General features: G+C 71.5%; 20 protein-coding genes and 1 pseudogene. 6 read left to right on the top strand and 15 right to left on the bottom strand.

Going from position 1 to position 24,030, the window contains the following annotated elements:
- Positions 1-15 precede the first annotated feature (15 nt).
- Both ACQPW6_RS29965 and ACQPW6_RS29960 read right to left on the bottom strand, forming a co-directional pair.
- Positions 16-1,041 carry an ATP-dependent 6-phosphofructokinase gene (locus ACQPW6_RS29965; protein WP_433892822.1) on the bottom strand — a complete coding sequence of 342 codons (1,026 nt, stop codon included), beginning with the start codon at positions 1,039-1,041 and terminating at the stop codon, positions 16-18.
- 80 nt (positions 1,042-1,121) lie between these two features.
- Entirely contained in the window at positions 1,122-2,120 is a 999-nt protein-coding gene (locus ACQPW6_RS29960) for a 2-hydroxyacid dehydrogenase (RefSeq protein WP_433892821.1), read from the bottom strand.
- 225 nt (positions 2,121-2,345) lie between these two features.
- Between ACQPW6_RS29960 and pta the strand changes: the two genes are divergently transcribed.
- The 3 genes from pta to pyk all read left to right on the top strand — a co-directional run bounded on the left by pta (position 2,346) and on the right by pyk (position 7,161).
- Positions 2,346-4,517, top strand: a complete 2,172-nt coding sequence (gene pta / locus ACQPW6_RS29955) for a phosphate acetyltransferase (RefSeq protein ID WP_433892820.1) — start codon at positions 2,346-2,348, stop codon at positions 4,515-4,517.
- Positions 4,514-5,674 carry an acetate kinase gene (locus ACQPW6_RS29950; RefSeq protein WP_433892819.1) on the top strand — a complete coding sequence of 387 codons (1,161 nt, stop codon included), beginning with the start codon at positions 4,514-4,516 and terminating at the stop codon, positions 5,672-5,674. The genes pta and ACQPW6_RS29950 overlap by 4 nt, the downstream gene beginning before the upstream one ends.
- A 65-nt stretch (positions 5,675-5,739) precedes the next feature.
- Positions 5,740-7,161 (top strand): pyruvate kinase, encoded by a 1,422-nt coding sequence (gene pyk / locus ACQPW6_RS29945; protein WP_433892818.1) that lies wholly within the window; start codon positions 5,740-5,742, stop codon positions 7,159-7,161.
- A gap of 92 nt (positions 7,162-7,253) precedes the next feature.
- Here pyk and ACQPW6_RS29940 read toward each other — a convergent pair whose 3' ends face one another.
- From ACQPW6_RS29940 to ACQPW6_RS29925, 4 genes are all read right to left on the bottom strand, one after another.
- Entirely contained in the window at positions 7,254-8,696 is a 1,443-nt protein-coding gene (locus tag ACQPW6_RS29940; RefSeq protein WP_433892817.1) for a hypothetical protein, read from the bottom strand.
- Positions 8,686-9,288, bottom strand: a complete 603-nt coding sequence (locus tag ACQPW6_RS29935; RefSeq protein ID WP_433892816.1) for a DUF6114 domain-containing protein — start codon at positions 9,286-9,288, stop codon at positions 8,686-8,688. The genes ACQPW6_RS29940 and ACQPW6_RS29935 overlap by 11 nt, the downstream gene beginning before the upstream one ends.
- Before the next feature lie 102 nt (positions 9,289-9,390).
- On the bottom strand, positions 9,391-10,014 hold the full coding sequence (locus ACQPW6_RS29930; protein ID WP_433892815.1) for a DUF6230 family protein: 624 nt from the start codon (positions 10,012-10,014) through the stop codon (positions 9,391-9,393).
- Positions 10,015-10,666: 652 nt separating this feature from the next.
- Positions 10,667-11,641 carry a tetratricopeptide repeat protein gene (locus tag ACQPW6_RS29925; RefSeq protein WP_433892814.1) on the bottom strand — a complete coding sequence of 325 codons (975 nt, stop codon included), beginning with the start codon at positions 11,639-11,641 and terminating at the stop codon, positions 10,667-10,669.
- Between the two features lie 239 nt (positions 11,642-11,880).
- Between ACQPW6_RS29925 and ACQPW6_RS29920 the strand changes: the two genes are divergently transcribed.
- A complete protein-coding gene (locus ACQPW6_RS29920) occupies positions 11,881-12,513 on the top strand; it encodes a TetR/AcrR family transcriptional regulator (protein WP_433892813.1) in 633 nt (210 codons plus the stop codon).
- Positions 12,514-12,550: 37 nt separating this feature from the next.
- Here ACQPW6_RS29920 and ACQPW6_RS29915 read toward each other — a convergent pair.
- The 8 genes and pseudogenes from ACQPW6_RS29915 to murJ all read right to left on the bottom strand — a co-directional run.
- Positions 12,551-12,721 (bottom strand): annotated as a pseudogene (locus ACQPW6_RS29915) (DUF397 domain-containing protein); the annotation flags it as partial.
- Between the two features lie 65 nt (positions 12,722-12,786).
- Entirely contained in the window at positions 12,787-14,487 is a 1,701-nt protein-coding gene (locus ACQPW6_RS29910; RefSeq protein ID WP_433892812.1) for an acyl-CoA mutase large subunit family protein, read from the bottom strand.
- A gap of 82 nt (positions 14,488-14,569) precedes the next feature.
- Complete coding sequence (locus tag ACQPW6_RS29905; protein ID WP_433892811.1) at positions 14,570-14,914, bottom strand: DUF3817 domain-containing protein; 345 nt, start codon at positions 14,912-14,914, stop codon at positions 14,570-14,572.
- Positions 14,915-14,963: 49 nt separating this feature from the next.
- The gene (locus tag ACQPW6_RS29900) at positions 14,964-15,473 is read right to left on the bottom strand and encodes a MarR family winged helix-turn-helix transcriptional regulator (RefSeq protein WP_433892810.1); all 510 of its coding nucleotides are present in this window, start codon (positions 15,471-15,473) and stop codon (positions 14,964-14,966) included.
- 46 nt (positions 15,474-15,519) lie between these two features.
- Positions 15,520-16,788 carry an Ig-like domain-containing protein gene (locus ACQPW6_RS29895; RefSeq protein ID WP_433892809.1) on the bottom strand — a complete coding sequence of 423 codons (1,269 nt, stop codon included), beginning with the start codon at positions 16,786-16,788 and terminating at the stop codon, positions 15,520-15,522.
- A gap of 17 nt (positions 16,789-16,805) precedes the next feature.
- Entirely contained in the window at positions 16,806-17,774 is a 969-nt protein-coding gene (locus ACQPW6_RS29890; protein WP_433892808.1) for a hypothetical protein, read from the bottom strand.
- Entirely contained in the window at positions 17,767-18,444 is a 678-nt protein-coding gene (locus ACQPW6_RS29885) for a SigE family RNA polymerase sigma factor (protein ID WP_433892807.1), read from the bottom strand. The genes ACQPW6_RS29890 and ACQPW6_RS29885 overlap by 8 nt, the downstream gene beginning before the upstream one ends.
- Positions 18,445-18,537: 93 nt before the next feature.
- Complete coding sequence (gene murJ / locus ACQPW6_RS29880) at positions 18,538-20,157, bottom strand: murein biosynthesis integral membrane protein MurJ (protein ID WP_433892806.1); 1,620 nt, start codon at positions 20,155-20,157, stop codon at positions 18,538-18,540.
- A gap of 196 nt (positions 20,158-20,353) precedes the next feature.
- On the opposite strand from murJ, the gene ACQPW6_RS29875 reads away from it, so the two are divergent.
- A complete protein-coding gene (locus ACQPW6_RS29875; protein WP_433894704.1) occupies positions 20,354-21,541 on the top strand; it encodes a lipid II:glycine glycyltransferase FemX in 1,188 nt (395 codons plus the stop codon).
- A gap of 109 nt (positions 21,542-21,650) precedes the next feature.
- Here the strand turns inward: ACQPW6_RS29875 and ACQPW6_RS29870 are convergent, their stop codons facing one another.
- Positions 21,651-22,952, bottom strand: a complete 1,302-nt coding sequence (locus tag ACQPW6_RS29870; protein WP_433892805.1) for an MFS transporter — start codon at positions 22,950-22,952, stop codon at positions 21,651-21,653.
- A 133-nt stretch (positions 22,953-23,085) separates the two neighbouring features.
- Between ACQPW6_RS29870 and ACQPW6_RS29865 the strand changes: the two genes are divergently transcribed.
- Positions 23,086-24,009 (top strand): DUF5937 family protein, encoded by a 924-nt coding sequence (locus ACQPW6_RS29865; RefSeq protein ID WP_433892804.1) that lies wholly within the window; start codon positions 23,086-23,088, stop codon positions 24,007-24,009.
- The last annotated feature ends 21 nt before the right edge of the window (positions 24,010-24,030 follow it).

Below are 24,030 nucleotides of genomic sequence, written 5' to 3'. Positions count from 1 at the left end.
CCTGGAGGGGCCGGGTCAGAAGACCGACTCGGCCTCTTCCATGCGGTCCTCGGGGACGGTCTTGAGGTAGGTGGTCGCGTCGGCGAGCGGGATCAGGGAGATGCGGGTGCCGTGCAGGGCGGTCATGTGGCCGAAGGCGCCCTTGTGGGCGGCCTCCACCGCGTGCCAGCCGAAGCGGGTGGCCAGCACCCGGTCGTAGGCGGTGGGCACGCCGCCGCGCTGCACGTGGCCGAGGATGACCGGGCGGGCCTCCTTGCCGAGCCGGGCCTCCAGCTCGCGCGCCAGGGTGGTGCCGATGCCGGTGAACCGCTCGTGGCCGTACTTGTCGATCTCGCCGACGCCGTACTCCATGGTGTCCTTCGCCGGGTGCGCGCCCTCGGCCACGCAGATCACGGCGAACTTCTTGCCGCGGTTGAACCGCTCCTCGACCATCGCCACCAGGTCGGCCGGGTCGAACGGCCGCTCCGGCACGCAGATGCCGTGCGCGCCGCCGGCCATGCCGGCCTCCAGGGCGATCCAGCCGGCGTGCCGGCCCATCACCTCGACCACCATCACCCGCTGGTGGGACTCCGCGGTGGTCTTCAGCCGGTCGATGGCCTCGGTGGCGACGGTGACCGCGGTGTCGAAGCCGAAGGTGCGGTCGGTGCCGTTGATGTCGTTGTCGATCGTCTTGGGCACGCCGATCACCGGCATCCCGGCGTCCGACAGCATCCGGGCGGCGGTCAGCGTGCCCTCGCCGCCGATCGGGATCAGCACGTCGATGCCGTACCGCTCGCAGAGCGCGTCAGCGGTCTCGGCGGCCTCCCGCAGCCGGTTGCGCTCCAGCCGGGCCGAGCCGAGTACGGTGCCGCCGCGGGCCAGGATGCCGCTCACCGAGTTGAGGTCGAGCGGTCGGAAGCGCCCTTCGAGCAGGCCGACGAAGCCGTCCTCGAAACCGATCACCTCGTCGCCGTGGCCGGTCAGCGCCCGGTGCGCGACGGACCGGATGACGGCGTTGAGGCCGGGGCAGTCGCCGCCGGCGGTGAGGATCCCGATGCGCATGGGGCTGTGTCTCCATCAGAGGTGTCAGGTGGTCTCGCCGGTGCCGGAGTCGTCCCCGCGCGCCGAGGTGTCGGCGGCGGTCACGGCCCCTTGGGGATCAGCGTGCACTCAGTGATCCGCCCCGCGAGATAGTCGTCCACATTGCGGACGGTGGCCGCGGCGATCTCCTCGACCGCGTCCACCGTGTAATACGCCTGGTGCGAGGTGATCAGCACGTGCGAGAACGTCAGCAGCCGGGCGAGCGTGTCGTCCGTCATCACCTCCAGCGACTTGTCGTAGAAGAAGACCCCGGCCTCCTCCTCGTACACGTCGAGCCCGACCCCGCCGAGCCGGCCCTCACGCAGCGTCTCGACCAGTGCGGCCGAGTCGATCAGGCCGCCGCGGCTGGAGTTGATCAGGATGGCGTCGTCCTTCATCGCGGCCAGCCGCCTGGCGCCGACCAGGTGGTGGGTGGAGGGCATCAGCGGCACGTGCAGGCTGATCACGTCCGCCTCGCGGAAGATCCTGTCCAGCTCGACGTACTCCATGCCCAGTTCGGTGCAGGCGTCGTTGACCGCGATGTCCCAGCCGAGGATCCGCATGCCGTAGCCGCGGGCGATCCCGGTGAACGCGGTGCCGATCTTGCCGGTGCCGATGACGCCGACGGTGCGGCCGTGGAAGTCCCGGCCGAGCAGCCCGTCGAGCCGGAAGTCGAAGTCCCTGGTGCGGCTCGCGGCCCGGACGATCCGGCGGTTCAGGGCGGATGCCAGCGTCCAGGCGAACTCGGCCACCGCGTACGGTGAGTAATGGGCCACCCGGGCGACGGTCATCCCGAGCCGCTCGGCGTGCGCGAGGTCGATGTTGTTGTAGCCGGTGGACCGCTGGATGATCAGCCGGGTGCCACCGCGTACCAGACCCTCCAGCACCGGCGCGTCCAGCACGGCGTTGACGCTGGTGGACACCCCTTCGTAGCCCGCGGCGAGCGGCAGAGTGTCGGCGGTGAGGAACGTCTCGAGGCAGCGGATGTCGTGCCGCCCGGCGAAGGCCGCCTCCAGCAGGGGCCGCTCGTCGCGCTGTACCCCGGTGGCCAGGATCTCCATGGCACCCGCCTCCTCCCTCACTCACGTTCACCCTACGTGCACGGCGCGCCTCGCGCGGCGTAGGACGATGCGGGGCGCGCCCCGCAGGGCGCGGCCATGTGCGTCCCGGCGCACGACGAGCCCCGCAGGGACACGTCCTACCGCGAGGCGGAGCCGGAGACGCTAGCGTCAGGGGGGCGTACGTCCGTACGCGGAAGTGCCGGGCGCCACGAACGGAGCACAGGGGTGACGCGCAGCGTCTATGTCACGGGGATCGACCGCGGCGACGGCCGCCAGGTGGTGGAGCTCGGGGTGATGGAGCTGCTCACCCGGCAGGTGGACCGGGTCGGCGTGTACCGCCCGATGGTGCACGACACCCCGGACCGGATCTTCGAACTGCTGCGCAGCCGCTACCGGCTGACCCAGGATCCGGCCACCGTCTTCGGCATGGGCTACGAGGAGGCCGCCGCGCTCCAGGGCGAGCAGGGCCAGGAGGCGCTGACCGCCCGCCTGGTGGACGGCTACCTGCGGGTGGCCGCCGACTACGACACGGTGCTGATCCTCGGCTCCGACTTCGCCGGCACCAACCTGCCGGCCGAACTGGGCGTCAACGCCCGGCTGGCCAACGAGTGCGGCGCCTCGGTGCTGGTGGTGGTCGGCGGCCGGGAGCAGAACGCCGAGTCGGTGGTGGCCGAGGTCCGCAACGCCCACCACGCGTACACCAACCTGGGCTGCGACGTCATAGCGCTGATCGCCAACCGGGTCGATACGGCGGCGGCCGACGAGACGGCCGCGCTGCTGCACGGCATGCCGGACGTACCGGTGTACGTGCTGCCGGACGAGCCCGCGCTGTCCGCGCCGACGGTCGCGCAGATCGTGGAGACCCTGGGCGCCGAGGTGCTGCTCGGCGACGACGCCGGCCTCGCCAGGGACGCGATGGACTTCGTCTTCGGCGGCGCGATGCTGCCGACGTTCCTGCCGAAGCTGACCCCGGGCTGCGTGGTGGTGACCCCGGGCGACCGGGCCGATCTGATCATCGGCTCGCTGGCCGCGCACTCGGCGGGCTCGCCGCCGATCGCCGGTGTCCTGCTGACCCTGGACGAGAAGCCGGGCCCGGACATCCTGGCGCTGGCGAACCGGCTGGCGCCCGGCACCCCGGTACTCGCGGTGGCCACCGGCTCGTTCCCGACCGCGGCCGGCCTCTTCGCCCTCGACGGCAAGCTCGGCGCGGGCACCCCGCGCAAGGCGGAGACCGCGCTCGGGCTGTTCGAGACTCATGTGGACACCGCCGAGCTGACCGAGCGGCTCTCGGTGGCCCGGTCCTCCCGGGTCACCCCGATGATGTTCGAGCACGCGCTGATCGAGCGGGCCCGCGCCGACCGGCGGCGGATCGTGCTGCCCGAGGGCGCGGAGGAGCGCATCCTGCGGGCCGCGGAGGTGCTGCTGCGCCGGGGCGTGTGCGACCTGACGCTGCTGGGCGACGAGGACGCGGTCCGCAGGCAGGCCGGCGACCTCGGCATCGCGCTGGACGATCCCGCCGTGAGCGTGATCGACCCGCAGACCTCGCCGCTGCGGGACCGGTTCGCCGCGCTGTACGCCAAGCTGCGGGCGCACAAGGGCGTCACCTACGAGCTGGCCTACGACGTGGTCGCCGACGTGTCGTACTTCGGCACCCTGATGGTGCAGGAGGGGCTGGCCGACGGGATGGTGTCCGGCGCGGTGCACTCCACCGCCGCCACGATCAGGCCGGCCTTCGAGATCATCAAGACCCGGCCGGACGCGGCGATCGTCTCGTCGGTGTTCTTCATGTGCCTGGCCGACAAGGTGCTGGTCTACGGCGACTGCGCGGTCAACCCCGACCCGGACGCCGAGCAGCTCGCGGACATCGCGATCCAGGCGGCCGGCACCGCGGCCCGCTTCGACGTGCAGCCGCGGATCGCCATGCTGTCGTACTCCACCGGCACCTCGGGCTCGGGCGCTGACGTGGACAAGGTGCGCGCGGCCACCGCGCTGCTCCGCGAGCAGCGCCCCGACCTGCTGGTGGAGGGGCCGATCCAGTACGACGCGGCGGTGGCGCCCTCGGTGGCGGCCACCAAGATGCCGGGCTCGGCGGTCGCCGGGCAGGCCACCGTACTGGTCTTCCCGGACCTCAACACGGGCAACAACACCTACAAGGCGGTGCAGCGCTCGGCCGGCGCGGTCGCGGTCGGCCCGGTGCTCCAGGGCCTGCGCAAGCCGGTCAACGACCTGTCCCGCGGGGCGCTGGTGCAGGACATCGTCAACACGGTCGCGATCACCGCGATCCAGGCCCAGGACAACAGCGCACAGGACGGCAGCGCGCCGGACAGCGGCGCGCCGGACAGCGGCGCACGGGACAGCAGCGCGCAGGACGACGGCGTACAAGGAGAGACCGCATGACCGGCACCCGGGTTCTGGTGCTCAACTCCGGCTCCTCGTCGGTGAAGTACCAGCTGATCGACATGGCCGACGAGTCCCGGCCGGCCTCGGGTCTGGTGGAGCGGATCGGCGAGGAGGGCGGCACCGCCGACCACGCGGCGGCGCTGCGCCGGGTCGCCGACGAGCTGGACGGCCAGGGCCTCGGCCTCGACTCCCCCGAACTCGCCGCGATCGGCCACCGGGTGGTGCACGGCGGCACCCGGTTCACCCGGCCCACGCTGATCACCGACGACGTGCTGGCCGGCATCAGGGACCTGGTCCCGTTGGCACCTCTGCACAACCCGGCGAACATCACCGGCATCGAGGTGGCCCGCCGGCTGCGCCCCGACCTGCCGCAGGTGGCCGTCTTCGACACCGCCTTCCACGCCACCATCCCGGAGGCCGCGGCCCGCTACGCCGTCGACGCGGCGACCGCCGACCGGTACGGCATCCGCCGCTACGGCTTCCACGGCACCTCGCACGCGTACGTCTCGCGGGCCACCGCCGCGCTGCTCGGCAAGGACCCGGCCGAGGTCAACGTGATCGTGCTGCACCTGGGCAACGGCGCCTCGGCCTCGGCGGTGCGCGGCGGGGTGTGCGTGGACACCTCGATGGGCCTGACACCGCTCGAAGGGCTGGTGATGGGCACCCGCTCGGGTGACATCGACCCCGCGGTGGTCTTCCACCTGGAGCGGGTGGCGGGCCTGGACACCGACGAGATCGACACGCTGCTGAACAAGAAGTCCGGGCTGCTCGGGCTGTGCGGCGACAACGACATGCGCGAGATCGGCCGCCGGATGGCCGAGGGCGACCAGGCCGCCCAGCTCGCGTTCGACGTCTACGTCCACCGGCTGCGCCGCTATGTGGGCGCCTTCACGGCGGTGCTCGGCCGGGTGGACGCCATCGCGTTCACGGCGGGCGTCGGCGAGAATTCAGTCGCGGTTCGCACCGCGGCTTTGTTGGGTCTCGACAATATCGGTGTCACCATGGATCCGGTGCGGAACGCGGTCAGGGGCAATGGCGCCCGGGTGGTCTCCGCGCCGTCCTCGCGGGTGACCGTCGCGGTGGTCCCCACCGACGAGGAGCTGGAGATCGCCCGCGACACCTACGCCCTGGCCTGCGGGACCGCCGGCGGTTGAACCGTCCGAGCGCAAGGCACCCCCAGGAAAATTCCGGAGCGGAACAAACGGATAGGATAGAGCCCATGCGCCGAGCGAAGATCGTCTGTACCCTGGGTCCCGCCGTTGACTCCTATGACCAGTTGAAGGCACTGGTGGAGGCCGGCATGAACGTGGCCCGCTTCAACTTCAGCCACGGCAGCCACGCCGAGCACGAGGACCGCTACCGGCGGGTGCGCAAGGTGGCCGAGGAGACCGGGAAGGCCATCGGCGTGCTCGCCGACCTCCAGGGTCCCAAGATCCGGCTCGGCAAGTTCGCCGACGGACCGGTGGAACTGGTGTCGGGTGATGAGTTCACCATCACCGCGGAGGACGACGTCCTCGGTGACAAGACCATCTGCGGCACCACCTACAAGGGTCTGCCCGGCGATGTCTCGCAGGGCGACCCGGTGCTGATCAACGACGGCAACGTGGCCCTGCGGGTCATCGAGGTGGACGGCCCCCGGGTCCGCACGCTGGTCGTCGAGGGCGGTGTCATCTCCGACCACAAGGGCATCAACCTGCCGGGCGCGGCGGTGAACGTGCCGGCGCTGTCCGAGAAGGACATCGCCGACCTGCGGTTCGCGCTGGCGATGGGCGCCGACATGGTGGCGCTGTCCTTCGTGCGGGACGCCAAGGACGTCCGCGACGTGCACCGCGTCATGGACGAGGAGGGCCGCCGGGTCCCGGTCATCGCCAAGGTGGAGAAGCCGCAGGCGGTGGAGAACATGGAGAGCGTCGTCGCCGCGTTCGACGCGGTGATGGTGGCCCGCGGCGACCTGGCGGTGGAGTACCCGCTGGAGCAGGTGCCGATGGTGCAGAAGCGGCTGGTCGAGATGTGCCGCAGGAACGCCAAGCCGGTGATCGTGGCGACCCAGATGATGGAGTCGATGATCACCAACTCCCGGCCGACCCGCGCCGAGGCATCCGACGTCGCCAACGCGATCCTGGACGGCGCGGACGCGGTGATGCTGTCCGCCGAGTCCTCGGTCGGCAAGTACCCGATCGAGACGGTCAAGACGATGTCCCGGATCGTGGAGGCCGCCGAGGAGGAGTTGCTGTGCCGCGGCTTGGCGCCGCTGGCCCCCGGCAAGAAGCCGCGCACCCAGGGCGGCGCGGTGGCCCGCGCGGCCGCCGAGCTGGCCGACTTCCTGGACGCCAAGACGCTGGTGGCCTTCACCAAGTCCGGTGACACCGCCCGCCGGCTGGCCCGCTACCGGGTGCCGGAGCCGGTGCTCGCGTTCACCACCGACCCCTCGACCCGCAACCAGCTCGCGCTGACCTGGGGCGTGGAGACGTTCGTGGTGGAGCACGTGGACACCACCGACGACATGGTGCTGCTGGTGGAGCGGGAGATGCTCAAGCTGTCGGACTACGCCAAGGGCGACACCGTGATCATCACGGCCGGCTCGCCGCCCGGTGAGCCCGGCACCACGAACCTGGTGCGGATCCACCACCTGGGCGACTGACCGCCCCGCCGGCTCTCCGGGCATGAACGCGCGCCGCACCCCCTGCTCTCAGGGGGTGCGGCGCGCGGCTGTGTCGTCCGCGGTGCGGGCGGCTAGCTCGCCGAGCCGAAGATGTGCATGCCCGGTACGTGCAGGGTGCCGCCGAACTGGCCGGCCTGTATGACCGTGGCGTTGGTGAAGAACAGCACCGGCAGGGTCAGCGGCGGCGGCGCCTTCGGGGTGAAGGTGACCGGCACCAGGCCGAGCAGGTTGCCGCTGAGCGACTCGGTGTAGAGCGTCACCGTGCCGTCCCGGATGGTGGAGGTGGAGCCGGACGCGGCCTGGACGTTGGTCTTGGTGTCGTTCGGGGCGTCCACTATCTGGTGCAGGTTCTCGATGTCGATGCCGGTCGCGGTGAACTTCAGTACGTCCTTCACCGTGCCGTTGTGCGTCTTGACCTGCACTATGCCGTCGTAGCCGAGGCCGTACAGGGTCAGCTTGCTGGTCTTCAGCGTCCACGGGGTGTCGGGCAGCGGCGGTATGCCCTGCTCGACCTTGGCGTCGGCGAGCGCCTTCGCGTCGTAGGTCGGGCACGGGTAGGGCTGCGCGCCGCCGGACGTGGCCGGGTCGGTGGTCGGCTTCGTGGTCGGCGTGGCGTCCTTGCCGGACTTCTTCGCCGTGTCGCCCTTGCCGTCCGCGGCCTTCGTGTCGTCCTTGGCCGTGCTGCCCTTGTCCGCCGTGCCGCCCTTGGCGTCCTTGGCGTCGTCCTGCGGAGCGCTGTGCTTGGTGCTCCCGGTGCTCGGGGCGGTGCTGCCGGTCGACGTGGTGGACGTGGCGGGCGGCCGGCTGGTGGTCGGCGTGGGAGCCGTACTGGCCGGCGGGGCGGGCGCCTGGGTGGTCGGCGCGGGCGTCGGGGTGGACGTGGACTTGCCGCCGCCCAGCAGGCCGCCGAGCAGGTTGCCGAGGCCCAGCGGGTCCCACGGGTTGGTCGAGGCCGTCGGGCTCGGGGTGGCGCTCGGCGTCGGCGTGGCGGCCGGCGTGGACTTCTTGGCCGTACTCGTCGCCGACTTGTTGTCGCCGCCCGACGTGTCCTGCGTGCTCGCACCGCCGGACGGCGGCTTGGCGGCCTTCCCGGCGTCAGGGGCCTGTGTGGCGCCCGGATCAGGCGCGGACGGGCTCGTCGTCGGGTCGGGCGACCCGGCGCCGTCCTCGGCCTTGGAGCCGTCCTTGCCGGTGCTCCCGGTCTTGCCCTGGTCCGCCTTCTTGTCCGTCTTGCCGTCCGCGCCCGCCGTGGAGTCAGCGGAAGGCGTCGGATTGTCGGACTGGGTGACGCAGGGTCCCGGCTTGATGGACGAGCCCTTCGGCATCTCGTCGGCGTTCGCGAGGTGCGGGGTGAAGCCCATACCCATCAGCACCGCGGTCGGCATGGCGGCGAGTGCCACCGCCTTGCCCGCGGGCACGTGCAGCTTGGTCAGCAGCGACTTGCGCGGGGCCGCGTGACGCGGCCCCCTCGTCGCCCCGTCGCTGTCGGCCGGCTGAGTCTCGTCACCCAGCACGGTGCCTCCCGTTCTCCTCGGTGTTCTCTTCGTCGGGCCGGGCGCCGGCGAGCACCGGCTCCGGCGGGCCGAACGGGTCGGCCGGGCCGGCGGGCGCCGGCACGGTGGGGGCGCTCTGCTCGGGCTCGGCGTCGTCGTCGCCGCCCTGCGGGGCGCCGTCGGGCAGCTCCGCCTTCTCCCCCGGCTCATCCGTCGCCGGAGTGCCGGGCGCCCAGGAGATGCCCATCGCGCCGCCGAACAGCGCGAGCAGGAAGCCGATCAGGAAGCCGCCGAAGTTGGAGACCACCAGCGACACCAGGGCGAGCATGATCGCCGCCACACCGGCGAAGATCTTGACCGCCTGCTGGTACCACATGGTCAGGCCGAGTACGACCAGCAGCACGCCGATGATCAGCGAGGCGGTGCCCGCGGTCGTCGCTATCCGGACGGTCAGCTGACCGAGCGTGAGATTCGCGTACGGGAAGTATGCGATCGGCACACCTCCGAGCAGGGTCAGCAGACCCGCCCAGAAGGGGCGTCCCCACCGCCAGTGGCGGAAGGTCAGACGCCAGTAGCGGATCCGGGCACGCAGTCCTGTTGACGCGGCGCTCATAGAAAACAGCTCCCTGGGACTGGCAAGCAAAAGAAGTCGATCTCGGTGACACCGGGTGAGCCGCGTCCCGCGCGGCTCACCCGGGCCACATCAAGCGGTGCTCTAGTAGCACTCCACCGAAGAGCCGGAGCCCTTGTGAACGCGCAGGCTCAGGCCCGCGAGCTTGAAGGTGCCCGCGCTCGTGGCCCACGCGGTCTGCTTCACACCGATCAGGTCGGCCGAGTCGGACTCCTGGGCGAACGAACCCGAGTCGGTGGTCTTCGGGTTCTCGATCCCCGGGCCCTTGTCGGCACTGCCGGCCGCGACACCGATGTTGATGTTCTTGAACGTCGCGTCGGCATCGAGCTGGTCGAGGTCGATGTAGAGGTTGTGCGCCTTGACCGGCTTGCTGCCGTTGCCCGCCTTCAGCACCAGCGTGGCGTCACCGATCGGTGTCGGTATCACCACGGACTGGCACAGCCCGGTGATCGTGGCGTCGGTGAACGCGGACACCGCGACCGGCACCGGCCCCTTGCCACTGGGCACGTCGATCGCGCCGTACTGCTCGAACCCCGTGCCGTGCAGGGTCTTGGCGGTCACCTTGAACTGCTGGCCCGACACGCTGAACGACGCGGCGAGCGCGCCCTGGGCCAAGGCAACGCCTATCGCGGCCGTAGCCGCGACACTCGGCACCATGACAACGGCGAACCGCTTCCATCTGGTACCGCCACGAACGAGCGACTCCATGTATTTCCTCCTTCTCGGACGTACATCTCCGGCCTGGATGTCTGGAGTCCTGACCTGGGATGGGAGAAGTGCTACGTCCTCGGGAAGGAGAGCGCCGGGTTCGGCGGGGCCGTCCCTCCCTGGGAGGGGAGTGCGGACGGCGGTGTCCGAATCTTCGGCGATCACCCCCGAGCGACAACCACTGGCCACGCTCTCGCGCAACCTGCTGGACAGGCTCCGACCGTTTCCACCATGGGCGGAGACCCCCCTGTCCCGGGGCGGCGGCGGGTTGCCGCGCACCCCCACTCGGCGGGGACCCGTGGACCGTGGCGCCGACTGGCTGCCGGGGCGGTGGCTACGGACCGAGCTTGGCCGATCGTTGTCCAATTCAGGCCGCCGCACAAGGGTCTCGTTACTAGCGAGTAACGGTCAGATGCCGCAGGATTGATCGCCACGCGGAGTAATCTCACGCAGGGTGACGGTAACGTGGGTGTGAAATTCCGGCATATCACCCATGTGCTAATAAACCCGGGCTCGTGTCTTACCGGGCGTAACAGCGACCGCTCATTGTCACGGTTTGATAAAGAGCGGTCGCTGTATCGCTAAATCGGCGAGCATCCGGCCCGGGCGGTACGCCCGGCTCGAACGGAGTGTCGAACAGCCGGCTCCGGACTCAGAACAGCACTCTGGCCAGGGCGGTACGTGCGGCGGCCACCCTCGGGTCGTCCGGGCCGATCACCTCGAACAGCTCGAGCAGCCGCAGCCGTACGGTGTCCCGGTCGTCGCCCGCGGTGCGCCGCACCAGGTCCACGAGGCGGCCGAAAGCGTCCTCCACATGGCCGCCGACGAGGTCGAGATCGGACGCGGCGAGCTGCGCCGGTACGTCACCCGGTGCGTTCGCCGCCGCCTCCCGGACCGCCTGCGGGTCCGCGCCCTGCACCCTGTGCAGCAATTCGGCCTGGGCCAGGCCGAGCTTCGCCTCGGCGTTGGCCGGCTCGTCGGACAGCACGTTGCGGTACGCCTGGATCGCGCCACTGAGGTCGCCGCCGTCCAGCGCCTCGTGCGCGGCCGACAGCGCGAGCTCCTGCGGGGTGGCCGGGCGCGGCGGGGCGGCCTCGGCGGCCTCCTGCGGGACGGTGCCCGGGTCGACCTCGGCGCCCACGATGCCGAACCGCTGCTCGGCGACCGAGATCAGCTGGTCGAGCACCTCGGCGATCTGGTCCTCGGGGGCCGCGCCCTGGAAGAGCGGCATCGCCTGGCCGGCCAGCACCGCGAAGACCGCGGGCACCCCCTGGACGCCGAACTGCTGGAAGAGCGCCTGGTTGGCGTAGACCTCGGCGGTGGCGAGGACGAAGCGCCCCCGGTACTGCCCGGCCAGCCGCTCCAGTACGACGTTGAGCTGCTTGCTCTGTTCGGCCTGGTCGGCCCAGAAGCTGATGACCACCGGGACCTCGGCGGAGCGCTGGAGTACGTCGCTCTCGAAGGTCGCCTCGGTCACCTCGATGACGAGCGGGCTGGCGAGGGGGGCGGGGTCACCGGCTTCCTGCCGCTGGCTCCTGGCCTGTTCGGCCTTCGCCTTGGCCTCACCGGCCGCCTTCAGGGCGGCGAGGTCGACCACGCCGCTCATGGACATGTTCCGTGGCTGCATGAGGTCAATCCTCCCCCCTCGTGGAGCTCGGTGTGCACAGACCCCCCGATCCCGCCGGATTGCGGGTGCGGGGCCGGGTGGTGCGGGTCTGACTGGCGCGGATCCCCATCCGCGGCGGTGGTTGCCACTCGATTTCGCTACGGGTCGTAGCGTAACTGGACCGCGGGGCGCCCGGCGCGGCGACATCCTGTGATCCCGGTCACTCGTCACGTTACCTACCGGCCGGTATGGTCCGGCCTATGCAACCCCTCCCTCCAGCCAAACGCACCGGACGGCCAAGGAGTGCCGAGGCGGACCGGGCAATCCTGGCGGCCACCCGCGCGGCACTGGCGGAGCTGGGCTGGGGCAGGCTGACCCTGGGCGACGTCGCCGCGCGGGCCGGGGTCGCCAAGACCACGCTCTACCGGCGCTGGGCGGGCAAGAACGAACTCGTGGTCGACGCCATCGCCGCGCTCTTCGAGGAGCAGCTCGACCTGCCCGACCTCGGCAGCCTGCGGGCCGACATCCAGGGCGCGGTGCTGCGCTTCGCCCGGCTGCTCAGCCTTCCCGAGACCAGGACCGCGCTGATGGCGGTGGTGGCCGAGGCCACCACCGACGAGGCGCTGCGGCTGCGGGTCCGCGGCGCGATCGTGGACCGGCAGAAGCACCTGGTGCTGCTGGGCCGGGAACGGGCACAGGCGCGCGGCGAGCTGCCGCCGGACGGCCGGGCCGGGCCCGCGGACCTGGCGGCGCGCGACGACCTGATCTTCGACGTGATCGCGGGCGCGGTGGTGCACCGGCTGATGGTCAGCTCCGAGCCGGTGGACGAGGAGTGGGCGGGACGGCTCGCCCTGCTCCTGGTCGCCGGGCTCGGCGGGGCGCAGATCTGCTGACGGCGGGGCCCAGCGGGAGCTTTCGGCCGGCCGGGCGCTAGCCGGGGTCGTCCACGTCCGCCACGAAGTGGTCGAACTCCCCCGCCCTGACGCCCTTGACGAACGCCTCCCACTTCGCCGGGGTGGTCACGGCCACCACCTCCGGCTGCTCCGTCTCGCGGATGTAGACCAGTCCGTCCTCACCGACGGTCGCTTCGAGAGCCACGCACTTCCCTTCCTGGTGTTCCCGGAGGGCGAATCGAAGCTACGAGGGTAGAGGCGGCGTGCCGTGGGTCAGAACCTCGCGGGCTCGGTGTAGGTGCCCCACTCCTCGCGCAGCACCCCGCAGATCTCGCCGAGGGTCGCCTCGGCCCTGGCCGCGTCCAGCATCGGCGCGATCATGTTGCCGCCGGAGCGGGCGGCGGCCAGCATCGCGTCGAGGCCGGCCCGCACCGCGGCCTCGTCCCGGCCGGTCCTGCGGTCGGCCAGCGCCCGCACCTGGTCGCGCTCCACCTCGTGGCTGACCCGCAGGATCTCCAGGTCACCGGTGACCGAGCCGGTGTGGCAGTTCACGCCGACCACCCGCTTGTCGCCCTTCTCCAGCGACCGCTGGTAGCGGAAGGCCGACTCGGCGGTCTCACCGGTGAAGTAGCCGTCCTCGATGCCGCGCAGGATGCCGGAGGTGATCGGGCCGATCGGGTGCTTGCCGCTCGGCACCGCCTTCTCGCCCAGCGCCTTGATCTTGTCGAAGATCTTCTCCGCGTCGGCCTCGATCCGGTCGGTCAGCGCCTCCACGTACCAGGAACCGCCCAGCGGGTCGGCGACGTTGGCCACCCCGGTCTCCTCCATCAGCACCTGCTGGGTGCGCAGCGCGATCTCGGCGGCCTGCTCGCTGGGCAGCGCCAGCGTCTCGTCCAGCGCGTTGGTGTGCAGCGAGTTGGTGCCGCCGAGCACCGCGGACAGCGCCTCGACGGCGGTGCGCACCACGTTGTTGTACGGCTGCTGCGCCGTCAGCGACACCCCGGCGGTCTGGGTGTGGAAGCGCAGCCACTGCGCCTTGTCGCTGGTGGCGCCGTACTCGTCGCGCAGCCAGCGGGCCCAGATCCGGCGGGCGGCGCGGAACTTGGCGATCTCCTCGAAGAAGTCCAGGTGCGCGTCGAAGAAGAAGGACAGCCCGGGGGCGAAGGAGTTGACGTCCAGGCCGCGGCTCAGCCCCAGCTCCACATAGCCGAACCCGTCGGCCAGGGTGTACGCCAGCTCCTGCGCGGCCGTCGAACCGGCCTCCCGGATGTGGTAGCCGGAGACCGACAGCGGCTTGTAGGCCGGGATCGACGCGGCGCAGTGCTCCATCAGGTCGCCGATCAGCCGCAGGTGCGGGTCCGGCGCGAACAGCCACTCCTTCTGGGCGATGTACTCCTTGAAGATGTCGGTCTGGAGCGTGCCGTTGAGCACCGCGGGATCGACGCCCTGCCGCTCGGCGGCGACCAGGTACATGCAGAACACCGGGACGGCCGGCCCGGAGATCGTCATCGAGGTGGTGACATCGCCCAGCGGGATGTCCTGGAACAGCGTCTCCATGTCGGCGGCCGAGTCGATCGCCACCCCGCAGTGGCCGACCTCGCCGAGCGAGCGCGGGTCGTCGGAGTCGCGGCCCATCAGGGTGGGCATGTCGAAGGCGACCGAGAGGCCGCCGCCGCCGTTGGCCAGGATCGTCTTGTAGCGCTCGTTGGTCTGCCGGGCGTTGCCGAAACCGGCGAACTGCCGGATCGTCCAGGTGCGGCCCCGGTAGCCGGTCGCGTGCAGTCCCCGGGTGAACGGGTACTCGCCCGGCCAGCCGATCCGCTCGAACCCGGGTACGTCGGCGCCGGGCGGCGGCCCGTACACCGGCTCGACCGGGTCGCCCGACAGGGTGCTGAAGTCGGCCTCCCGCTTACGGGCGGAGTCGTAGCGTGCCTGCCAGCGGCGGCGGCCTGTCTCGATGCCTTGGGAGTCCATACCCACAAATTTACTTGGACGTCCAAGTAAATGTCGATGAGGCGCGGCTCACCATGTGGGTGAGCCGCGGATCAGCGGTCGGTCAGACCTCGACGGGCTGCTGGGCCTTCTCGCCGCTGACCACCAGCGGGGCCAGCTCGCGGGTGACCCGGCGCTCCACGAAGAACGCGGCGGTGGGAACGGTGCCGGCCAGCAGCACCCAGGCCATCCGGCCGATCGGCCACTTCGCCTTGGAGCACAGGTCGAAGGCGAAGACCAGATAGACGACGTAGAGCCAGCCGTGGGCGAAGCCGATGATGCCGGTGGCCTTGCTCGCGCCGTCGATGTTCAGGACGTACTCGGCGATGACGCTGAGGGTGAGCGCGATCAGCAGCACGCCCGTCACATAGGCCATCACCCGGTAGCGGGTCAGCACGCTGGATTTCATGGCTACGAGCGTACGCGGTGCCTTTCGGCCCGTTTTTCCACCCCTCCCGTCAGTCCTCCTTGAAGTCCCCCGCCGCTATCCGCAGCGGCCTGAGCAGGGCGAAGATCTCGCCGCACTCCTCGTCGTCGTAGGCGCCGAGACCGAAGTCCATGGCGACCAGGTCCTGGGTGGCGGACTCGACGATCTCCCGGCCCTTGTCGGTGATGCTGGCCAGGGTGCCGCGGCCGTCGTTGGGGTTGGGGCGCTTGGCGACCAGTCCGGCGGCCACCAGTCGGTCCACGGTGTTGGTGACCGACGTGGGGTGCACCATCAGCCGCTCGCCGATCTTGGACATCGTCAGCTCGCCCGCCTGCGAGAAGGTGAGCAGCACCAGCGCCTCGTAGCGGGCGAACGTCAGCCCGTACGGCTTGACCACCGCGTCCACCTGACCCAGCAGGATCTGCTGGGCGCGCATGATCGAGGTGATCGCGCCCATCGACGGCACCCCTCCCCATCGGCGCGTCCACAGCTCATCGGCTCGGGCGATGGGGTCGAAGGGAAGGCTCAGGGGCTTTGACACGCGCCAGAGCCTACCCGTCGGTCACATACTGGGCACAGGCATCTCGTCAGGCGAGAGCGCTGAGCGCCCGCCACTGGTCCACGCTGAGATTCCACTCCCCGTATCCGTTGCCCTTGTCCACGGTGGCCCTGGTGGAGCCGCTGGTGATCACCAGGTCGCCGCGGGTCGCCCGGTCGAAGAACCACACGGCGTCTGAGGTGTGCATCCCTATGCAGCCGTGGCTGCCGTTCTGCACGCCCATCATCGCGTCGTTCCAGGGTGCGGCGTGGGTGTAGGTGCCCGAGGTGGTGATGTTGACCGCGTACTTCACCTGCTTGTCGAAGAAGTCCGCGGAGTCGGGCGAGGTCGCGATGCCGGTGGAGGCCGAGGTCATCCGGACGGTGGACTGCTTGCTCAGCACCACCATCTTCCCGTTCCAGGTCGGGAAGGCCGGCTTGCCGCCGGATATCTTGAAGGTCTTGACCGTCCGGCCGTTCTCGGTGACCCGCATGGTGTGCGCCTTCAGGTCCACATACGAGATCCGGGCGGTGCCGATGGTGAAGCTGTCGTGGATGTCGCGGCGCAGGAAGCGGCTGTCGCCGGTGTCGATGCCGCTGAGCCTGGCGGTCAGCGTGACCTTGGTGCCCGGGGTCCAGTAGCTGTCCGGGCGCCAGTCCACCCGCTGGACACCGGTCAGCGGATCGGTGAGCCAGCCCCAACTGCCCTTCACCGCCGGAGTGGTGGTGATGCTGAGCGCCTTCTCCACGGCGGCCTTGTCGGTCACCGGCTTGTCGAAGGCCAGCGACACCGGCAGCCCGACGCCGACGACCGCCTTGTTCAGCGGGGTCGGGGTCACCCCGTTGACCTTGACCGCGGCCACCGTGCGGAAGGTGCTGGTGGCCGCGCTCTGCTTGCCGGCGCTGTCGGCCGCGGTGACCTTCACCGTGTAGGCGGTGCCCGGCGTCATGGTGCGGTTCGAGGTCCACTGGTGCTTGGCCGGGTCGAGCGCGCCGGTCACCGCGACCGGCGTGACGCCGTCCGTCGCCTTGCCGTTCGGCGTCACGGTGACCGCCGCCAGCGTGCCGCCCGCGACCGTCACCTTCACCGGGACGCCCGGGTTGATGCCGGCCGTGCTGTCGCCCGGTGTGATGCTGATCTTCGCGGCGGAACCGGCCGCCGCCGGCTGCCCGCCGCCCTTCGCGGCGGTGGCGTCGGCACGGGGGCCCGCACTCGACTTGCTGTCATGGCCGCCGCACGCGGTGGCACCTATGGCCACGGCGAGCAGCACGGCGGGCACGGCGAGCGCCCGTGATCTGGTGAGGCGTGAGTACGGCACGGCAGTCCTGGTCCTTGTCAGCATGGGGTGTGGGTCGGGTAGAGGTCCTTCCCGGCGGGCGGGGTCTTCGCTGAGCCACCGCCGGCGCCGGGAGCCGGGGCGGTCGAGGCGTCCGGGGTGGCGCCGGCGCCGGGAGCCGTGCCGGCGGCGAGGTGGTCGAGCGAGTCCTTGATGCACTGGCTCAGTGGAGGCGCCACGTAGTAGAAGTCGTATTTTGCGTTCGCCGGATCTCCGGACGTGTTCAGCATCAGCACGGTGAGATACCGTCCGCGCCGGCTCAGCCACATGCTCACCGGGAGGCCCTTCTTGGTGGACTCCCAGGTCTCCGTGCCCGGCAGCGTCGCCGCCGCGTCGGGCAGCCAGTCGGTACGGCTCATCCGCAGCAGGTTGCACTTCGCCGCGGCCTCGGTGCGTATCAGCTGCTCCGCCTTCTCGGCGGCGGCGCTGCTGGTGAGGGCGTACACGTAGTAGTGGCCGTTGGACCCGACGAGCGAGGAGTACGTGCGGCTGGCGGTGGCCGTCACATCGACCGTCGGCCGCACCGGGCAGATCTCGGGGAACTTCCCGGACTCGGGCGGCGACACCGGCCGCCACAGCCACCCGGTGGCGTCCCGCAGCACGTCGGCCGGCAGCAGCGCCGCCGTCAGCCGGGCCATGAGCTCCGCCGGTGTCTCGCCCGTGGGGCTGCCGGCCGGCATCGGACTGGAGCTGCCCGACGGCAGCGCCTGCGCCGAGCCGGTGCCGAGCCGCGGCAGCAACTGCCAGGAGCCGAATGCCAGGACCATGGCCAGCACGAACGACAGGGCACCAGCCCTGCGCCTGGTGCGGCGCAGCTCGCCCCGCTGCCGGGCGGCCTTGGCACCGGCCAGCACGACCAGCGGCTCGGTGTCCCGGGCCAGTTGCCGCAGCCGGTCGTCGATGGGGTGCTGGCCGCCCTCCGGCTCCTGCGGCTCGGGCGGGGTTATCGGTCCGAAGTTGTCAGCCATGGAGAGGCACCTCCTCGGTGCGTCGGTATGCGGTGTCGCCGGGCCGGTCGGTGCTGGTGCACCGGTCGGTGACGGCGGTTCGGCGGGTGGCGGCGGTTCGGTCGGCGGCGGACGGGCGGGTCGCTGCGGGTAGGTCGGCAGGGCTCCGCGGGCGCGGCGGACCCCCCGACTCCCGCTCGTCCTTGAGCTGGGCTCCGAGTGCCTTGCGGCCCCGGCTCAGCCGGGAGCGCACGACCGCGGTGGACACTCCCGTCTCGCGGGCGATCTCCTCGACCGGGAGATCGAGCAGGTGGTGCATCACGACCGCGGTGCGCTGATCGCCGCCGAGTGTGCGCAGGGCGGCGACCAGGGCGACCCGGTCAGGGGCGAGGTCCGGAGTGTCGGGCGGTGGCCCGTGCCGGAAGTGGGCGAGTATCCGGCTGCGCGTCTTGCGCCAAGTGCTGACGGCAAGCCGCAGCGCCACCGCGCGGACCCATGGGCCCGGGTCTCCTTCCTCGATGAGTTTTGCCCAGCGTTGCCAGGCTCTGGCGTATGCCTCCTGTACCGCGTCCTCCGCTTCGTTCAGATCACCGGTGACGGCGTAGACGACGGCGACCATCCTTTTGGCTGTCGCGGCGTAGAACTCGTCGAAGTCCGCAGCCCGGGCGGCGGGCTCGGGTTGTGCGGTCATGTCGTTATCCCCTCCCTGCCATATACACGCGCGGGCCCTGACCGAGGTGACCGGGCTTTCGTGACTTTTTTTCCGCGCGGCCGGACCGCGGGCTCAGCGCGGGCGTAGAGAGAGGAGAGAGAGCCGCAGCGGCCTGGCCAGCAGCAGAGCAGGCAGGACCAGGGCCGCGGCGCCCAGCAGCAGGCCGGCCAGGTCGCCGGGGAGCGCCCGGCCGAGGTGGGCCGTGCAGGCGCGGGCGGTCACGAGCGCGAGAGCGGCGCCCGGGAGGAAGGCGACGGCGAGCCGGACGTGGTGGCCCAGTACCCGGGGCCGCCAGCCGAGCCGCCGGCGCAGGACCCCCGCCGTGCAGACCAGGCCGACCGTGCACGCCACCGCGTACCCCCCGGCCATGCCCGTGACGGCCCAGCGGGCCGGCAGCAGCACGTAGCTCGCCGCGGACAGGCCCGCGTTGACGCCCGCGATGACCACATTGAGGAAGAAGGGCGTGCGGGTGTCGCCGAGCGCGTAGAAGCCCCGGGCCAGTAGATACTGCCCGGCGAAGGCCGGCAGCCCGAGCGCGAAGGCGGCCAGCATCCACGCGATGGCCGCGGCGTCCGCGTCGGTGGTGGCACCGTGCTGGAAGACCACCCCGGTGATCTGCGGCGCGAGCGCGAGGAAGGCCAGGACGGCGGGCACGATCGCGGTCCCGGAGGCGATCAGCCCGCGGGAGAGGTCGGCGCCGATCGCCGCGTGGTCGCCGTCGGCGGCGGCCCGGCTCATCCTCGGCAGCAGCGCGGTGACCAGCGAGACGGTGACGATGCCCTGCGGCACGACCCAGAGGCTGTAGGCGTTGCTGTAGGCCGCGTAGCCGACGCCCGCGCGGTGCCCGGCGGCCAGCGCGTGCTGGCCGGCCGAGGTGGAGAGCCGGGTGACGACCCAGTAGGCGAGCTGGTTGACCAGGACGAGTTGCAGCGTCCAGACCGCCGACCGCATCGGCGCGGTGAGCCCGGCGCCGCGCCAGTCGAACCGCGGATGCCAGCGGAAACCGGCGCCGCGCAGCGCGGGCACCAGCCCGAGTGCCTGTACGGCGATGCCCGCCGTGCTGCCGAGCCCGAGCAGGATCGCGTCGCCGTGCCCGATGCCGCCGCGGGCGACCGCGAGATAGAGGCCGAACACCGCGATGACCACGAGGTTGTTGAGTACCGGTGTCCACATCATCGCGCCGAACCGGTCCCGCGCCCCGAGTACCTGGCCGAGCAGCGTGAACAGGCCGTAGAAGAGGATCTGCGGGAGGCAGTACCGGGCCAGCGCGACGGTCAGCTCGCGCTGCGCGCCGCCGAAGTCCGGGGCGTACGCGCTGACCAGCAGCGGCGCGGCGAGCACCGCGGCGGCGGTGATGGCCAGCAGCGCGACGGTACAGAGGGTCAGCAACCGGTCGGTGTATGCCTGCCCGCGGTCGGCGTGCTCGCGTGCGGCGCGGACGAGTTCGGGCACGAAGACGGACTGGAGGGCGCCGCCGATCATCAGGGCGTAGATGATGTTGGGGACGGTGTTGGCCACCCCGAAGGCGTCGCCGTGGGCGGCCGTGCCGAGCGCCGCGGTGATCATCGCCAGCTTGAGGAATCCGGTGGCCCGCGACACCAGCGAGCCGGCCATCATCACTCGGCCGCTGCGTTGCAGCGAGGGCTGCCGGGCGTGCGCCCGCCGCCCCCTCACTCCTGCCGTCGAGCTCACCGCTGTGCCCCCGCCTGCCTGTCCCCGCCCGCTTCTGCGGACGCGCCAGTGTGTCCCGGCGGTTGCGGGCGGGGGAAGCGGCGGAGGCGTATCGGCACTGTCGGAAAAGTCTCGGTCACCTCTCGGGCCGCTCACGCGTGTAAGTACTAGGCGGGCCGACGGGGACCCGCACCGCATCGCGGAGGACGCCATGACGATGACCACTCACCAGCGCGTGGAGCGCGCCGAGGACGGCGCGGCACCGAACGGCGCCCTGCGGCTGCGGCCGATCACGGCGGCGGAGCATTCGGCAGCGCTGCGCCGGCCGGGTCCTTACACGAGGAGTTTTCTGCAGACGCCCGGGTGGGCGCGGGTGAAGACCGGCTGGCAGGCGGAGAGCCTGGGCTGGTGGGACGAGCGGGAGCGGCTGGCCGGGTCCGCGCTGGTGCTCTACCGCCAGATCCCGGGCACCAGAAGGTCGTTCGCCTATCTACCGGAGGGCCCGGTGGTGGAGTGGGCCGATCCGCGGCTGGACCGCTGGCTGGATCCGCTGCTGGACCATCTGCGCGGCACGGGCGCCTTCGCGGTGCGGATGGGGCCGCCGCTGGCCTACCGCAGGTGGCGGGCGGCCACCTTGAAGGCGTCGGCGGGTCCGGGGCGGCGGATCGGCGATGTGCTGCCCGACATGGTGGAGCCGCTGGGAGCTGCGGTCGGCGACCGGCTGCGCGAGGGCGGCTGGCGAAGATGCGGTGAGGACGGCCAGGGTGCGGACGCCCAGCCCCGGCTGGTGTTCGAGATACCGCTGGCCGGCCGCGGGCTCGACGACCTGTGGACCGGGCTGAACCAGGAGTGGCGGCGGAATGTGAAGAAGGCCGCCCACCGCGGGGTGCGCACCGCGGTGGAGGGTGCCGGATCGCTGCCCGCCTTCCATGACCTGCTGCGCGTCACCGAGCAGCGGGACGGCTTCAGCCTGGGCCGCGAACTGGACTACTACCAGCGGCAGTACGCCGCGCTCAACGCCGAGCAGCCGGGCGGGATGCGGCTGTACGCGGCCCGATACGAGGGCGAGATGCTGGCGGCGCACACCCTGCTGACGGCGCCGGACGGCAAGCGGGTCTGGTACCAGACTGGCGCCTCGGCCGACCACCGCCGGGAGGTGCGGCCGAGCAACGCGCTCCAGTGGCGGATGCTGTGCGACGCCGTGCTGGCCGGAGCAGAGGTCTACGACATGCGCGGCATACCCGACGACCTCGACCCGGCCTCGCGGGCCTACGGTCTGCTGCGCTGGAAGACGGGCACCGGCGGCGAGGCGGTGGAGACCGTCGGCGAGTGGGAACTGCCGTTGCAGGGCGCGGTGAACAAGGCGCTGCACCGCGCCATGAACGCCTACCTCACCCGCCGCTGAGCTCCGGGCCCCGGCCGCGGCAGGCCCGGCCGCCGGCGCAGGCCACCCCTTGCGGCCGGCCCCGGCGCACGGCTCAGGCCACCGCTTGCGGGCGGATCCGGCGCACGGCTCAGACCGGGCTGACCGCCTGGGCGGCCGTGCTGCGGACCGAGCGGAGTACGGCGAGCACGCTCAGGGTGCCGATGCTGCCGCAGATTCCGATCACGCCGTAGGGCGGCACCCATTCGGCGATCGCACCGCCGATCGTCAGGCCGATGCCCTGGAGGGTCATCAGGCCGGCGCCGAGCAGCGACATGGCCCGGCCGCGCATCTCCTCGGGCACGTCGTAGACGAACCACCGGTCCATGCCCAGGGCGTAGGCCGCGCACAGACCGGTCAGCAGCAGCAGCACGATGGCGAACGGAAGGGAGGGGTGCACCACGAAGCAGACCAGCGGCAGCATCGAGACACCCGCCAGTGGCAGCGCGATCCGGTCCCGGCCGGCGGCCGTCAGCAGGGTGCCGGCCAGCACTTCGCTGAGCACCGTGCCGGCCGGCATCGCGGCCAGGAAGAGGCCGAAGCCGAGCGCTCCGGCGCCGGCGGCGTCGGCGAAGGGCGCGGCGACGCCCTCGGCGGTCGAGAAGAACATCGGCGGTATCCACCACATGAGCAGCAGGGCGCGGATCCGCGGGGTGCCGAGCAGTTGACCGACCGAGGAGATGGAGTCCCGCAGCAGCCGGCCGCCGCCGGTGACCCGGGCCGGCCGGTCCTTGGTGCCGAAGCGCAGCAGCAGCGCGGAGCTCAGGAAGGTGCAGACCGTCACCACCAGGGCGCCGCGCGGGGAGAGCCAGACCAGCAGCAGGCCGCCGAGGCCGAAGCCGATGATCTGCGATCCCTGGTTCACGATCCGCACCAGCGAGCGGCCGAGTACGTACAGGTCGCCTTCCAGGATGTCGGCCAGGCTGGCGGACCTGGCGCCGAGGAAGAGCGGCGAAATCATCGAGACGGACACGCGTAGCACGAACAGAACGGCGAGCGGGGTGGCCGGCAGCGCCATCCCCGCCACGCAGAGCGCGGAGACCACATCGCAGGCGACCAGGACCCGGCGCGCGGGGTAGCGGTCGGCGATGCCGGACAGCAGCAGTCCGCTCAGCGCGTACGGCAGAAAACTGAGGGCGAAGACCAGTGCGGTGAGCACCGGGGATCCGGTTTTCCGGAAGACGAGGACAGCGACGGCGACCTCAGCGAGGACGATTCCGAGAATGGAGAGCACATGTGCCACAAAAATGGGGCGAAATTCCCGAACCGCGAAGACGGCTCCATAACTGGCGGAGGTGCCCTTTTCGCTCCCTTGGGTGGCGGGAGCTTCATCCGGAGCGGGCGGCGGCGGTGCGTTTCCACCTCGTGAGGGGTGCTCGCTGTCCGTTGTCATGTCTTCACACTGGTGGCATCAGCACCACCCGTCGTAGTCTTTCGGCGTCAGGCGAATCTTGGGGGGCGTGATGTCGCTTCGTATGCGTTTTGCGGCTGAGGATCTGCTACGGTGCCGCTTCGCCATCTCCCCGTTGCGTGAGGTTCAGGGAGCGATCCGCACCCTGGCCAGACCGGACCGGCACGGCTACCACCTGCCCTGGCTCCGCCAGGTCCGCCCGGCGGCGCTCTCGCTGGACCTGGCACCGCTGTGGCTGCTCGCCCCGGACAACGGCTACGGGCCGGACTTCCTGCACCCGCTGCCGGACGCCCCGCTCACGTCGCTCGACGACGAACTGGATGCCATCAGGGCCACCCGGCCCGAGGAGGCGCACCGGCAGTTGTCGGCCGCGCTGGCGCAGACCCCGGGCGCCGCGCTGACCCGCAGGGGCCGCGCGATGCTCAACGATCCGGCCGGCACCGTACGGCAGTTGGCCGGGATCTACGAGCATGTGTGGTCGGCGCTGCTGTCGCCGCACTGGCCGCGGCTGCGCGCGGTGCTGGAAGCCGATATCGCCTTCCACGCGCGGCGGCTGGCCGACGGCGGCATGCAGCGGCTGTTCACCGGGCTGCACCCCAAGCTGAACTGGTCGGACGGGGCGCTGACCGCCACGGGGAGCGTCAGCTACCCGCCGGAGCCCGGCGGGCAGGGGCTGGTGCTGGTGCCCAGCGTGTTCTTCTGGCCGGAGGCGGGCAGCGCGTTCGATCCGCCGTGGCAGTCCACGGTGGTCTATCCGGCCCGCGGGGTCGGCGGGCTGTGGGTGCAGACCGGGCCGACCGCGTCCACCGCGCTGATACGGCTGCTGGGGGCCAACCGGGCGTCGATACTCAGCGCGCTCGACTCCCCCAGCACCACCACCGCGCTGTCGCACCGGCACGCGATGGCGATGTCGTCGGTCTCGGCCCATCTGTCGGTGCTGCGGGACGCGGGCCTGCTGGCCTCACGCCGCTACGGCCACCAGGTGCTCTACGAGCGCACCCCGCTCGGCATGGCGCTGGCCACCGGCGGCCTGCTCTGAGCCACGCCGGCCGGCCCCGGA

The organism is Streptomyces sp. CA-111067 (assembly GCF_050956065.1).
In the GTDB taxonomy this organism is placed as follows: Bacteria; Actinomycetota; Actinomycetes; order Streptomycetales; family Streptomycetaceae; genus Actinacidiphila.
Note: the sequence above shows the minus strand (reverse complement) of the source record. Positions and strands in the feature narration are given on the sequence as shown.

Bases quoted from the DNA above. Each gene is read 5' to 3' on its own strand.
- ACQPW6_RS29965 (WP_433892822.1), bottom strand. From the start codon at position 1,041: ATGCGCATCGGGATCCTCACCGCCGGCGGCGACTGCCCCGGCCTCAAC.
- ACQPW6_RS29960 (WP_433892821.1), bottom strand. From the start codon at position 2,120: ATGGAGATCCTGGCCACCGGGGTACAGCGCGACGAGCGGCCCCTGCTG.
- ACQPW6_RS29950 (WP_433892819.1), top strand. From the start codon at position 4,514: ATGACCGGCACCCGGGTTCTGGTGCTCAACTCCGGCTCCTCGTCGGTG.
- pyk (WP_433892818.1), top strand. From the start codon at position 5,740: ATGCGCCGAGCGAAGATCGTCTGTACCCTGGGTCCCGCCGTTGACTCC.
- ACQPW6_RS29935 (WP_433892816.1), bottom strand. From the start codon at position 9,288: ATGAGCGCCGCGTCAACAGGACTGCGTGCCCGGATCCGCTACTGGCGT.
- ACQPW6_RS29930 (WP_433892815.1), bottom strand. From the start codon at position 10,014: ATGGAGTCGCTCGTTCGTGGCGGTACCAGATGGAAGCGGTTCGCCGTT.
- ACQPW6_RS29925 (WP_433892814.1), bottom strand. From the start codon at position 11,641: ATGCAGCCACGGAACATGTCCATGAGCGGCGTGGTCGACCTCGCCGCC.
- ACQPW6_RS29920 (WP_433892813.1), top strand. From the start codon at position 11,881: ATGCAACCCCTCCCTCCAGCCAAACGCACCGGACGGCCAAGGAGTGCC.
- ACQPW6_RS29910 (WP_433892812.1), bottom strand. From the start codon at position 14,487: ATGGACTCCCAAGGCATCGAGACAGGCCGCCGCCGCTGGCAGGCACGC.
- ACQPW6_RS29905 (WP_433892811.1), bottom strand. From the start codon at position 14,914: ATGAAATCCAGCGTGCTGACCCGCTACCGGGTGATGGCCTATGTGACG.
- ACQPW6_RS29890 (WP_433892808.1), bottom strand. From the start codon at position 17,774: ATGGCTGACAACTTCGGACCGATAACCCCGCCCGAGCCGCAGGAGCCG.
- ACQPW6_RS29885 (WP_433892807.1), bottom strand. From the start codon at position 18,444: ATGACCGCACAACCCGAGCCCGCCGCCCGGGCTGCGGACTTCGACGAG.
- ACQPW6_RS29875 (WP_433894704.1), top strand. From the start codon at position 20,354: ATGACCACTCACCAGCGCGTGGAGCGCGCCGAGGACGGCGCGGCACCG.
- ACQPW6_RS29870 (WP_433892805.1), bottom strand. From the start codon at position 22,952: ATGACAACGGACAGCGAGCACCCCTCACGAGGTGGAAACGCACCGCCG.